This window comes from Pedococcus sp. 2YAF34, assembly GCF_052114585.1.
Classification (GTDB): domain Bacteria; phylum Actinomycetota; class Actinomycetes; order Actinomycetales; family Dermatophilaceae; genus Pedococcus.
On record NZ_JBFRFA010000027.1, the window covers coordinates 1 to 12,095 of the forward strand.

At 73.0% G+C, this 12,095-nt stretch carries 14 protein-coding genes and 1 riboswitch; of the genes, 12 read left to right on the forward strand and 2 right to left on the reverse strand.

The features are described 5' to 3' along the window. Positions 1 to 596 (reverse strand): DUF222 domain-containing protein (locus tag AB4Z02_RS13790; RefSeq protein WP_441971592.1); only part of this gene is annotated, 596 nt, incomplete at its 3' end. Positions 597 to 750: 154 nt separating this feature from the next. Between AB4Z02_RS13790 and def the strand changes: the two genes are divergently transcribed. The 12 genes from def (at position 751) to AB4Z02_RS13850 (ending at position 10,855) form a co-directional block, all read left to right on the forward strand. Then, positions 751 to 1,296: a peptide deformylase gene (gene def, locus AB4Z02_RS13795; RefSeq protein ID WP_056885305.1), complete on the forward strand. Its 546-nt coding sequence runs from the start codon at positions 751 to 753 to the stop codon at positions 1,294 to 1,296. Between the two features lies 1 nt (position 1,297). Continuing rightward, complete coding sequence (locus AB4Z02_RS13800) at positions 1,298 to 2,254, forward strand: methionyl-tRNA formyltransferase (protein WP_441971595.1); 957 nt, start codon at positions 1,298 to 1,300, stop codon at positions 2,252 to 2,254. Then, complete coding sequence (locus tag AB4Z02_RS13805) at positions 2,251 to 3,879, forward strand: RsmB/NOP family class I SAM-dependent RNA methyltransferase (protein WP_441971596.1); 1,629 nt, start codon at positions 2,251 to 2,253, stop codon at positions 3,877 to 3,879. The genes AB4Z02_RS13800 and AB4Z02_RS13805 overlap by 4 nt, the downstream gene beginning before the upstream one ends. A gap of 5 nt (positions 3,880 to 3,884) precedes the next feature. Continuing rightward, positions 3,885 to 4,541, forward strand: coding sequence for a ribulose-phosphate 3-epimerase (rpe, locus tag AB4Z02_RS13810; RefSeq protein ID WP_441971598.1), 657 nt, complete (start codon positions 3,885 to 3,887; stop codon positions 4,539 to 4,541). Positions 4,542 to 4,624: 83 nt separating this feature from the next. Further along, positions 4,625 to 4,753: riboswitch (FMN riboswitch) on the forward strand. A gap of 129 nt (positions 4,754 to 4,882) precedes the next feature. Then, complete coding sequence (ribD, locus tag AB4Z02_RS13815) at positions 4,883 to 5,938, forward strand: bifunctional diaminohydroxyphosphoribosylaminopyrimidine deaminase/5-amino-6-(5-phosphoribosylamino)uracil reductase RibD (RefSeq protein WP_441971600.1); 1,056 nt, start codon at positions 4,883 to 4,885, stop codon at positions 5,936 to 5,938. Beyond that, positions 5,938 to 6,624 (forward strand): riboflavin synthase, encoded by a 687-nt coding sequence (locus AB4Z02_RS13820; protein WP_441971602.1) that lies wholly within the window; start codon positions 5,938 to 5,940, stop codon positions 6,622 to 6,624. The genes ribD and AB4Z02_RS13820 overlap by 1 nt, the downstream gene beginning before the upstream one ends. Continuing rightward, on the forward strand, positions 6,621 to 7,328 hold the full coding sequence (pnuC, locus tag AB4Z02_RS13825; RefSeq protein ID WP_056885300.1) for a nicotinamide riboside transporter PnuC: 708 nt from the start codon (positions 6,621 to 6,623) through the stop codon (positions 7,326 to 7,328). The genes AB4Z02_RS13820 and pnuC overlap by 4 nt, the downstream gene beginning before the upstream one ends. Next, positions 7,325 to 8,584 carry a bifunctional 3,4-dihydroxy-2-butanone-4-phosphate synthase/GTP cyclohydrolase II gene (locus tag AB4Z02_RS13830; RefSeq protein WP_441971604.1) on the forward strand — a complete coding sequence of 420 codons (1,260 nt, stop codon included), beginning with the start codon at positions 7,325 to 7,327 and terminating at the stop codon, positions 8,582 to 8,584. The genes pnuC and AB4Z02_RS13830 overlap by 4 nt, the downstream gene beginning before the upstream one ends. Continuing rightward, on the forward strand, positions 8,581 to 9,051 hold the full coding sequence (gene ribH, locus AB4Z02_RS13835; protein WP_441971606.1) for a 6,7-dimethyl-8-ribityllumazine synthase: 471 nt from the start codon (positions 8,581 to 8,583) through the stop codon (positions 9,049 to 9,051). Before AB4Z02_RS13830 ends, ribH begins: the two co-directional genes overlap by 4 nt. Positions 9,052 to 9,231: 180 nt before the next feature. Further along, complete coding sequence (locus AB4Z02_RS13840; RefSeq protein ID WP_441971608.1) at positions 9,232 to 9,495, forward strand: phosphoribosyl-ATP diphosphatase; 264 nt, start codon at positions 9,232 to 9,234, stop codon at positions 9,493 to 9,495. A gap of 11 nt (positions 9,496 to 9,506) precedes the next feature. Continuing rightward, on the forward strand, positions 9,507 to 10,352 hold the full coding sequence (gene hisG, locus AB4Z02_RS13845) for an ATP phosphoribosyltransferase (protein WP_056885296.1): 846 nt from the start codon (positions 9,507 to 9,509) through the stop codon (positions 10,350 to 10,352). Beyond that, positions 10,349 to 10,855 (forward strand): PH domain-containing protein, encoded by a 507-nt coding sequence (locus AB4Z02_RS13850; RefSeq protein WP_056885295.1) that lies wholly within the window; start codon positions 10,349 to 10,351, stop codon positions 10,853 to 10,855. The genes hisG and AB4Z02_RS13850 overlap by 4 nt, the downstream gene beginning before the upstream one ends. A 48-nt stretch (positions 10,856 to 10,903) precedes the next feature. On the opposite strand, the gene AB4Z02_RS13855 is transcribed toward AB4Z02_RS13850, so the two are convergent. After that, positions 10,904 to 12,094, reverse strand: coding sequence for an MFS transporter (locus AB4Z02_RS13855; protein ID WP_441971610.1), 1,191 nt, complete (start codon positions 12,092 to 12,094; stop codon positions 10,904 to 10,906). Position 12,095 lies beyond the last annotated feature (1 nt).

The following is a 12,095-nucleotide window of genomic DNA, read 5'->3' on the forward strand; positions in this document are numbered from 1 at the left end:
TACCGCAGCTGGAACCGGCCGTCCGCGTCGTAGCTCATCGACAGCTCCGGCTTCGCGCACGCCCTCCGCTCCGATGCAGAACCGCGGGCAGTCTCCTGCTCCTGCTCGACGGCTGCGCGTGGGTCCAATTCGGTCGCTGCTGCCTCAGTGTCACTGCCTATGGCTCCGGCCGCGGGCTGAGCGGGGAAGGCGTGTCTACTCACGGCGCGGCGCAGCTGCGGCACCGTCGCCTCCCGGGCGAGGGCGGTGACCGAGGCCTGGTAGCCGGTCGGGACGCCGTGGGCGATGACCGCGACCTGGTCCAGCGACAGCTCACCCGCACCCAACGCCGAAGACGCCTCGACCAGCTCGCCCCGGCGCCGCGCGACCGCGACCACATCCTTGGCGTGCGCCGGCGACAACCCGGCCCGCACCACCAGGTAGTGCTCGGGGGTCCTGAACCCGCCGTCGCCCCAGTGCCGGTCCGTGATGAGCTCGGCGGCGATGTCGACCAGCTCGGCCTGCGCCCGGTTCAACCGCCCCGCGACGGCGGCAGTGCGTGCCCACAGCTCCTGCTGCCGGCGGTGCCGGGACTGCGCGAGAGGGGCGGTGGACATGCCTCAATCGTACAGGTGTTCGAACAATCATGGAAGGGGAGGAGAGAATGAATCCGCTTGCAGCGGAACGCGATCCGCGATCGAAGCGGCTCCCAGCTGGCAACACAGTGCCGGTGCGGACCAGTGAACGCGCCGCCCCACCTAGACTGTCGCCGTGTCGATCCAGAACATCCGCCTCTTCGGTGACCCGGTGCTGCGTACCGAGGCCGCGCCCGTGGTCGACTTCGACCGCGAGCTGCGCCAGTTGGTGAAGGACCTGACCGACACGATGATGGACGCGCCCGGAGCGGGCCTTGCAGCCCCTCAGATCGGTGTGGGACTTCGCGTCTTCACCTACTGGATCGACGGCGAGCTGGGCCACCTCGTCAACCCCGACCTCGACCTGTCCAGCGAGATGCAGGACGGAGAGGAGGGATGTTTGTCCTTCCCCGGCCTGCGGTTCGACACCCCGCGCGCGCTGCGCGTCGTGGCCAAGGGCTTCAACCAGTTCGGCGAGCCGGTCACCATCGAGGGCTCGGAGCTGATGGCGCGGTGCATCCAGCACGAGACCGACCACCTCGACGGCATCCTGTTCATCGACCGCATGGACCGCGAGCAGCGCAAGCTCGCCATGCGCGCGATCCGCGAGGCGGAGTGGTCCGGGGAGCCCGCCCCCACGGTCAAGGTCAGCCCGCACGCGACCTTCGGCCGGGGTATGTGACGTGCGACTGGTCTTCGCCGGCACCCCCGAGGTGGCAGTCCCGGCCCTCGAGGCGTTGCACGCCTCCAGCCACGAGGTCGTGGCCGTCGTCACCCGTCCGGACGCGCGATCGGGACGGGGTCGCACGGTCGCCCAGTCACCCGTACGCAGCTGGGCCCAGGACCACGACGTCGAGGCCCTGACCCCGGCCATTCCCCGTGACCCCGCCTTCCTCGACCGGCTTCGTGAGCTGGCACCGGACGCCTGCCCCGTCGTCGCCTACGGCGCGCTCGTGCCCCGGGTCGCGCTCGACATCCCCACCCACGGCTGGGTGAACCTGCACTTCTCGCTGCTGCCTGCCTGGCGTGGTGCGGCACCGGTTCAGCACGCTGTCATGGCTGGCGACGAGGTGACCGGCGCGTCGACCTTCCTCATCGAGGAGGGCCTGGACACCGGGCCCGTGTACGGCGTGATGACCGAGCGCGTGCGGCCCACCGACACCACCGGGGACCTGCTCGGCCGGCTGGCCGAGGGTGGAGCGGGGCTCCTCGTCGCCACCATGGACGGGATCGAGGACGGTTCGCTCCAGCCGGTGCCCCAGTCCTCCGACGGCGTCTCGCTCGCGCCCAAGCTGGACGTGGCGGATGCGCGGGTGCGCTGGGAGCTGCCGGCCGTCGCCGTCGACCGGCTGGTCCGCGGCTGCACGCCCGCGCCGGGTGCCTGGACGACGTTCAGGGGCGAGCGACTCAAGCTGGCCCCGGTGTCACCGGAGCAGGGCGACGCGGTGGCGCAGGTCCCGCACCTCGCGCCCGGCGAGCTGCACGCGGGCAAGCGCGACGTGTGGGTGGGCACGGCGACGACGCCGGTGCGCCTGACGCAGGTGCGCCCGCACGGCAAGAAGGAGATGGCCGCGGCCGACTGGGCCCGCGGCGTACGCATCACCCCCGGTGAGCGTCTCGACGACGGAGGAGCGGCATGAGCCCCGCACGCGACGACGGCCAGCACGGCGCAGGACGCGGCGGCGCAGGACGAGGTGATTCAGGACGCGGCGGAGCAGGACGAGGTGACTCGAGTCGCGGCGGCAACCAGGGTGCTGGAGGTCGCCGCAACGCCCAAGGGCGTCAGCGCCCCGAGCGCGTGCACGGCGGGCAGCAGCGCTCCGCGCAGCGGCCCAGCGAGCGCGGTCGCACCGGCGACCCCCAGCGGCTGGCTGCCTACACGGTCATGCGCGCGGTGGCGGCCGGTGCCTACGCCAACCTCGAGCTGCCGCGGGAGCTGCGGGACAAGCAGATCCGCGGTCGCGACGCGGCGTTCACGACCGAGCTCGTCTACGGCGCGATCCGCATGCACGGTCTCTACGACCCGGTCATCGCCGTCGCGGCGGGCCGCCCCGTGGCCAAGATCGACGCCAACGTGCTCGACACCCTGAGGCTCGGGGCCCACCAGCTCCTCGGCATGCGCGTGCCGACCCACGCCGCGGTCGACGAGACCGTCGCCCTCGCGCGCAAGGTCAACGGCGCAGGGGCGTCCGGCTTCGTCAACGCCGTCATGCGCCGCATCAGCGAGCGCGACCTCGACGCCTGGCTGGCGGAGGTCGTCCCGGCCGAGGGCGACCTCGTGACCCGGCTCTCCGTCGAGCAGTCGCACCCCGACTGGGTCGTGCGGGCGCTGCGGGCAGCCCTGCTCGGCCACGGCGCGGCGACGGCCGAGACCGTCGACGAGCAGCTCACCGCCCTCGTCACGGCCGACAACGCGGCCGCCAAGGTCTCGCTCGTCGCCCGTCCCGGCCAGGCCAGTGTCGACGAGCTCGTCGAGTCGGGAGCCGAGGCCTCCCCGTTGTCGCCGGTCGGCGCGGTGCTCCCCGGCGGCGACCCGGGCGCCGTACCCGCCGTGCGCGAGGGGCGCGCCGCGGTCCAGGACGAGGGCTCCCAGCTGCTCGCCCTCGCGCTGGCCGCCGTGCCCGTGGAGGCCGAGGGGCCGGAGCGGTGGCTCGACCTGTGCGCCGGCCCCGGGGGCAAGGCCGGCCTGCTGGCTGCGCTGGCGCTGCGGGCAGGTGCGGACCTCACCGCCAACGAGGTGAGCGAGCACCGCACCGAGCTGGTGCGCCAGACCCTGCGTCCCGCCCTGCTGCAGGCCGGTCACCTGGGGCGGACCATCGAGGTTCGCACCGGCGACGGCCGCGACATCGGTGCCGACGAACCCGGCCGCTACACCCGCGTCCTGGTCGACGCCCCCTGCACCGGCCTCGGCGCGCTGCGACGACGCCCCGAGGCGCGCTGGCGCCGCACGCCGGCCGACCTCGCGGATCTCGGTGCGCTGCAACGGGACCTGCTCTCGTCGGCCATCGACGCGACGGCCCCCGGCGGCGTGGTCGCGTATGCCACGTGCAGCCCCCACCTGGCCGAGACCCAGTTCGTCGTGCGGGACGTGACCAAGCGGCGCGACGACGTCGAGCTCATCGACGCACGTCCGTTCCTGCTCGACGCCCAGGGCCAGCCGGTACCCGTTCCCGGGCCCGGTCCGACGGTCCAGCTCTGGCCCCACGTCCACGGCACGGACGGGATGTTCCTCGCCCTGCTGCGCAAGTCCGGCCCGTTAGGGTGAGCGCCGTGCAGATCTCGCCCAGCATCCTGTCGGCCGACTTCGCGAACCTCGAGTCGGAGCTGCGCCGCATCAGCAACGCCGACTGGGCGCACGTCGACGTCATGGACGGCCACTTCGTGCCCAACCTGACCCTCGGCCTTCCCGTCGTGGAGGCCCTGGCCAAGGTCAGCCCGATCCCGCTCGACTGCCACCTCATGATCGACGACCCCGACCGCTGGGCACCGCAGTACGCCGAGGCCGGGGGCGCGTCCGTCACCTTCCACGTGGAGGCGGCCGGCAACCCCCGCGACGTCGCACGGTCGATCCGGGCGGCCGGAGCGCGGGCAGGCATGGCGGTGAAGCCGGGTACGGCGTTCGCCCCCTACGAGGACCTGCTCCCCGAGCTCGACATGGTGCTGGTCATGACGGTCGAGCCCGGGTTCGGTGGCCAGTCCTTCATGGCCGACCAGATGCCGAAGGTCGCCCAGGTCAGGCAGGCCGTGCGCCGCCACGGCGGTGAGGTCTGGGTGCAGGTCGACGGGGGAGTGTCCGCCACGACCATCGAGCAGTGCGCGGAGGCCGGCGCCGACGTTTTCGTGGCCGGGTCGGCGGTGTACGGCGCCCAGGACGCGGCACAGGCCGTGGACGAGCTGCGCGACCTCGCCCGCCGCCACGCCCACTGAGACGTACCCGTAGCCGACCCCGGGTGAGGACCGTCACCTGAGCCGACTGTGCGCCTTCTCGGCGACCGCTGGCATACTGGGTTGACGTGCTCCGGGGTCGGTGCAACTCCGAACCGGCGGTGACAGTCCGCGACCCGACCGCAGCCAGCGGCCGGTTGACCTGGTGGAACTCCAGGACCGACGGTGAAAGTCCGGATGGTAGGCAGCACGAGCAAGGCAGGACTCCGCGTCCTGTGCGGTGGTGACGACGGCTCCGGCCGTCGGCGGTCGCCGTGCAGCCGTGGTGTCGACCGCACGTCCCCCGGAGCTCGACCCACTGGTCTGGAGCACGAGGGCAGGACATGCAGGACACTCACGGTTCGCAGCACGCGGCGTCGCAGGGGCAGGACCCCGACGAGCGCTGGATGCGTCGCGCCCTCGAGCTCGCCGCTCGCGGGCCGTTGGTCGACGCCAACCCGCGCGTCGGCTGCGTCCTGGTGTCCCCCGACGGCGAGGTCGTGGCCGAGGGCTGGCACCGCGGCGCCGGCACACCCCACGCCGAGGCGGCCGCGCTGCTGGCAGCCGGCGACGCCGCCCGGGGCACGACGGCATACGTGACCCTCGAACCGTGCGCCCACACCGGGCGCACCGGGTCCTGCGCCGAGGCGCTGCACGCCGCCGGGGTCGCGCGCGTGGTCCACGCGCAGACCGACCCCAACCCCGTCGCGGCCGGCGGGGCCGGGTGGCTGCGCGAGCACGGTGTGGAGGTACGGGGTGGGGTGCTGGCCGAGGAGGCGACCGCCCTCAACCGCTCGTGGACCCACCTCGCGACGACAGGTTTCCCGTGGGTGACGTGGAAGCTCGCCACCACCCTCGACGGACGCAGCGCCGCGGCCGACGGCACGAGCCGGTGGATCACCTCGGAGGCGGCCCGCCACGACGTGCACCGTCTCCGCTCGGAGTGCGGTGCGGTCCTCGTGGGCACCGGTACGGCGCTCACGGACGACCCGTACCTCACCGCCCGGCACCCGGACGGCTCGCTCATGGACACCCAGCCGCTGCGGGTCGTCATGGGGGAGCGGGACCTCCCTGAGGACGCCCACGTGCTCGACGACGCCGCGCCGACCTGGCACCTGCGCACCCGCGACCCCAAGCACGTCCTCACCGCCCTCGCCGAGGCCGGCGTCCACCACGTGTGGCTCGAGGGCGGCCCCACCGTCGCCGCGGCCTTCCTCGCCGACGGCCTGGTCGACGAGGTCGTCGCCTACATCGCGCCGGTGTTCCTGGGGCGTGGCCGGCCGTCCGTCGGCGACCTCGGCATCACCACCATCGGGGACGCCCTGCGCCTCGAACCCACCGACATCACCCTGATCGGCCACGACGTGCGCGTCACGGCCTGCCTGAAGGAGAGCCACTGATGTTCACCGGCATCGTCGAGGAGCTCGGGCGCGTCGTCGCGCTCGAACCCGGCGCCGACTCCGCCCGCCTGACCGTCCACGGCCCGCTGGTCACCTCCGACGCCGTGCACGGCGCCTCGATCTCGGTCAACGGCGTCTGCCTCACCGTCGTCGAGCACGACGACGAGCAGTTCACCGTCGACGTCATGGCCGAGACGCTGAGCCGGTCCAGCCTGGGCGCGCTCGTGGAGGGTGCACCCGTCAACCTCGAGCGCGCGATGCCGGCGGACGGTCGCTTCGGCGGCCACGTCGTGCAGGGCCACGTCGACGGCACCGCGACGGTGCTGCGGCGGACGCCAGGCGACCGGTGGGAGGTCGTCGAGCTGTCGCTGCCCCGGGCCCTGGCGCGCTACGTCGTCGAGAAGGGCTCGGTCACCGTCGACGGCGTCAGCCTCACGGTCGCCAGCGCCGGCCCCGACTCGTTCACGGTGTCGCTCATCCCGACGACGTTGGAGCTGACCACGTTGGGGCACAAGGCGGTCGGTGACCCGGTCAACCTCGAGGTCGACGTGATCGCCAAGTACGTCGAGCGCCTGATGACGGCCGGCGCCACCCCGGGCACCGACACGAACACCACCCCCACCCCGAACACCATCCCAACCCTGAACACCACCCCCACCCCGAACCACCAGGAGACGCAGGCATGAACTGGCTCGAGACGCTCTTCAACGCCCAGCTGCAGGTCGCCGGGCACCCGCTCCTGTGGCGGGAGGTGGTCGGCAACGCGTTCGGCTTCGCCTCGGCCATCGGCGGCATGCGGCGACGCGTCTGGGCGTGGCCCGTCGGGATCGTCGGCAACGCGCTGCTGTTCACCGTGTTCTTCGGTGTCGCCTTCTCCAACCCGCAGCAGGAGACGCTCTACGGCCAGGCCGGGCGCCAGGTGTTCTTCATCATCACCAGCGTCTACGGCTGGTGGCGCTGGCAGCAGCTGCGCAACCGGGCACACCCGGGCGAGGACTCCCCGGCCATCACCCCGCGCTGGGCGACGGTCCGTGAGCGCGCGGCCTACCTCGGCGCCTGGGTCGCCGGCGTCGTCGTCATGCAGTGGGTGTTCGCGACCATCGGTGCCGGCTGGCCCGCGCCCCGCTGGTACTTCTGGTGCGACGCCTGGATCTTCGTCGGCTCGATGGTCGCCACCTACGCGATGGCCCGCGGCTGGAACGACTTCTGGCTGGCGTGGATCGCCGTCGACCTCGTCGGGGTGCCGCTGCTGTGGCACTCGCGTTTCTACCCCTCCGCGGTCCTGTACGCCGTGTACGGCGTCCTGGTGCTCTACGGCTTCTTCGTCTGGCTCAAGGCGTCCCGCACCGAGGCGAGCCCGGATCGGGAGCTGGCCGAGGCCACGGCATGACCGGCACACGACCTGCACCCGGTGGGCCGGGCGGACCCGCGCTCGCGACGGTCGAGGAGGCGCTGCAGGCGCTGCGCGACGGTCGACCGGTGCTGGTCACCGACGACGAGGACCGTGAGAACGAGGGTGACGTCGTCCTCGCCGCGCAGACCCTCACCGACGAGTGGCTGGCGTGGACCATCCGGCACTCCAGCGGCTACCTCTGCGCCCCGCTGACCGGTGCGACGGCCGACCGCCTCGGCCTGCCGCTCATGGTCGCCGACAACCGCGACCCCCTGCGCACGGCCTACACGGTGACGGTGGACGCAGCCGGGGGAGTGACCACCGGCATCAGCGCGGCCGATCGCGCACGCACCATACGGCTGCTCGCGGACCCGGCGGCGACGCCGGAGTCGTTCGTGCGCCCCGGGCACGTGATCCCGTTGCGCGCCAGGGACGGCGGCGTCCTCGAGCGCCCCGGCCACACCGAGGCCGCGGTCGACCTGTGCCGGCTGGCGGGGCTCGAGCCGGTGGGCGCGATCGGCGAGCTCGTCAACGACGACGGCACGATGATGCGCCTGCCCCAGGTCCTCGAGACGGGTCGCCGCGAGGGACTGCCCGTGGTCACCATCGCCCAGCTCATCGCCTGGCGGCAGCGCCACGACCGGGTCGAGCGGCTCGCCGACACCGAGCTGCCCACGCCGCACGGCACCTTCCGCGCGCTGGGCTACCGCGACGTCGTGACCGGGGCCGAGCACCTCGCCCTGGTGAGCCCCCGTGGCCTCGTCGGCCGGGCGCCGTTGGTGCGTCTGCACTCCGAGTGCCTCACCGGCGACGTCTTCGGTTCGCAGCGGTGCGACTGCGGGGCCCAGCTCGATCGTGCCCTTGAGCGCGTCGCGGCCGAGGGCGGCGCCGTGGTCTACCTGCGAGGTCACGAGGGCCGCGGCGTCGGCCTGGTGGCCAAGCTGCGCGCCTACGGCTTGCAGGACGAGGGCCTTGACACCGTCGACGCGCAGGTCGAGCTCGGCCTGCCCATCGACGCGCGGGAGTACGCCGCCGGTGCGGCTGTCCTCGTCGACCTCGGGGTCGAGGCCGTGCGGCTGCTGACCAACAACCCCCTCAAGGTGAACGCCTTGCGCGAGCACGGGATCGACGTCCCGGCGGTGGAGCCGATCAGCATCGCGCCGCTGCCCACCAACGAGGCCTACCTGCGCACCAAGCGGGACCGCATGGGTCACCGCCTCCTCCTCGACACCGACCACGGAGCCTCGGCATGAGCGGACACGGAGCACCCACCATCGCGGTCGACGGGTTGGGCCTGAGGGTGGCCGTCGTGGCCGCCTCCTGGCACGACGTCGTCATGGACGGCCTCGTCGCCGGCGCCCTGCGGGGGCTGGCCGACGCCGGCATCCACGACCCGGCCGTCGTCCGGGTGCCGGGGACCGTCGAGCTCAGCGTCGCCTGCGCCCGGCTCGCCCCCACCCACGACGCGCTCGTGGCCCTGGGTGTCGTCATCCGGGGCGGCACCCCGCACTTCGACTACGTCTGCGCGGGCGTGACCAACGGCCTGACACAGGTGAGCGTCACCACCGGCGTGCCCGTCGGCTTCGGTGTGCTCACCTGCGACGACGAGCAGCAGGCCCTCGACCGCGCCGGGCTCGAGGGGTCGAGCGAGGACAAGGGTCATGAGGCCGCGACCGCCGCGGTCGCCACCGCCGTCACCTTGCGGGACCTGCACGTCTGAGCGGACGCCCGCCCGCGCAGGAACGTGCAGGCGTCTCAGGGTGCCGGCCCATGGGCCGAAAGTTGCGCCTGTGGAGGCGGTGCGCGGCTGGGTAGCGGCCCATGGGCCGAAAGTTGCGCGCGCGGTCCCGGCTGGCGGTCCGCATTCGGACGGTGCCGCACTCACCCGTACCCTTGGCGCGTGAAGACCTTCGACGAGCTGTACGCCGAGCTGGCCGACAAGGCGCTGACCCGACCCGAGGGTTCGGGGACCGTCCGTGAGCTGGACGCCGGCGTGCATGCCATCGGCAAGAAGATCGTCGAGGAGGCCGCCGAGGTGTGGATGGCCGCGGAACACGAGGGCAAGGAGCGCACGGCCGAGGAGATCAGCCAGCTGCTCTACCACCTCCAGGTGCTCATGCTGGCCTCCGACCTGACCCTCGACGACGTCTACACCCACCTCTAGGAACCACCGTCATGCTGCGAATTGCCGTCCCCAACAAGGGATCCCTGTCCGAGTCGTCAGTGGAGATGCTGCGTGAGTCGGGCTACCGCGTCCGTCGCGACAGCAAGGAGCTGATCGTCACCGACCGCGACAACGACGTCGAGTTCTTCTACCTGCGCCCGCGCGACATCGCGGTCTACGTCGGCTCCGGCACCGTCGACTGCGGCATCACCGGCCGCGACCTGCTGCTCGACTCCGGCAGCGCCGCGATCGAGGTCATGCCGCTGGGCTTCGGCGGTTCGACCTTCCGGTATGCCGCGCGCCCCGGCACGTGCGCGTCCGTCGAGGAGATCGCCGGCCGCCGTGTCGCGACGAGCTACTCGGGCCTGGTCGAGAAGCACCTCGCCGGCCAGGGCATCAGCGCCCAGGTCGTGCGCCTCGACGGCGCGGTCGAGACCGCGATCACGCTCGGGGTCGCCGACGTCATCGCCGACGTCGTCGAGACAGGCACCACCCTGCGCCAGCAGGGGCTGGAGGTGTTCGGCGAGGAGATCCTTCGCAGCGAGGCGGTGCTCATCCGGCGTGAGGGCTCCGGCGAGGCGGCTGCCGTCGAGGTGCTGCGGCGCCGCCTGACCGGCGTCATCACGGCCCGGCACTACGTCATGCTCGACTACGACGTGCCGGTCGACCTCGTCGAGGACGCCTGCGCGATCACCCCCGGCCTGGAGTCGCCGACCGTCTCCCAGCTGCAGAACAAGGACTGGGCCGCCGTGCGCGCCATGGTCCCGCGACACCTGACCAACGCCATCATGGACGAGCTCTACGACCTCGGGGCCCGGGCGATCCTCGTCACCGACATCGCCGCGTGCCGGTTGTGAGCCCTCGCCCCCGGTCTGCGGGCGCCTCGCCCGACGAGGTGGCGGCCTTCGCGCCGTTCCGTCCCCACCGGGGGCGCACCGTGTCCCTCGCCTTCGCGGTGGCGGCCCTCGTCGTCTTCGCGGTCATCGCGGTCGTGCTGCCGAGCCCCGAGCAGGGCGGCACCTGGCGCGCCGGCGACAAGGTCTTCTTCGCCCTGCTCGGCGTGGCGATCGCTGCGATCCTGTGGCGCTTCGCCTCCATCCGCGCCCTGCCCACCCGTGAGTCGCTCACGGTGCGCAACCTCTTCACCACCCGCGTCATCGCGTGGCAGTCGGTCGTCGACGTGCGGTTCGGCGGCGGCGACCCCTGGGTCACCCTCGAGCTCGACGACACGGACACCGTTGCGGTCATGGCGATCCAGAAGGCGGACGCCGAGGTGGGACGTTCCGAGGCCAGCCGCCTCGCCGCCCTCGTGCAGGCGCTCGGCCCGTCGGCGACCAGCCCCGACGTCACCCCTGCCTGACACGCCCTGACCCTGAGCGGTCGGGGGGCGGCCGCCGTCGCCTCGCGGTCAGCTGATCTTGCGCAGCGAGGGGCGCAACGCGAACGCGACCGCCAGCTGGGCGGCCATCAGCAGCGTCAGGGACATCCACACCGCGTCGAACCCGCCGGTCGCGTCGCGCACCGCGCCCATGGCGGCGGGGCCGAGCGAGGCGAGCCCGTAGCTGAAGAGGAACGCCATACCGGCCAGCCGCGCACTGGCGGCGGGGGTGGCGGCGTAGTCGACCATGAGGACCAGGCCGAGGGCGAACGCGGCTCCCTGGCCCAGACCCAGGACCGTCGCCCACGCCCAGGGGGCGCCACCCGGGGCCAGCCACAGCCCGGCCTGCCCGAGCAGCCCGAGGACGGACGAGGCGACCAGGAGGACCCGCCGGTCGTGGACCCGGTCGGTGAGCGCCGGGGCGAGCAGCCCGGAGACGAGCTGGGCGGCGGTGAACGCACTGAGCAGGTATCCCGCGTGCGTGGGGTCCCAGCCGCGGGCCCGGTAGGTGGGCGCGATCCAGGCGAGGGAGGAGTAGAACTCCACCGACTGGACGGCGAGGTAGGCCGCGACCAGCCAGGCGGTGACATGGCCCCACGGCAGACGCGCCGGGGCGACCACCATGGGGTTGGCCGCGCGGTGCCGCGTGTGGCCGCGCCACACCGGTATCCAGGCGAGGGCCCCGAGCACCCCCAGCACCGACCACGAGCCGAGCGACGCCTCCCACGACCCCAGGCGCTCCTGGAGGGGCACCGACAGTGCGGAGGCAGCACCGGCCCCACCCATCATCGCCAGCATGTACAGCCCGGTGACCAGGCCGGCCCGCTGGGGTGGGAACAGCTCCTTGACCAGCCCGGGCAGAAGCGTGCCGCCGATGGCGATGCCCACCCCGGCGACGAACGTCGCGGCGTAGAGCAGCCACACGTGGCCGCCCCCGAGGCGCAGGGCGAGCCCGGCGGCGACGCACAGGACCGACACCTCGATGGCGCCAGCGGCCCCGATCCTCGCGGCCACGCGCTGGGCGACCGGCGCGAAGACGCCCATGCACAGCACCGGCAGCGTCGTCAGTGCCCCGAGCGCGGCGTTGGACAGGCCGAGGTCGGCGCCGATCGTCTGCACCACCGGCGGCACGCTGGCCATCGCGGTCCGCAGGTTGACGGCCACGGCCACGAGGCCGAGCGCCATGAGCCAGAAGGGAGGGAGGTGGCGTCGCGAGGTCATC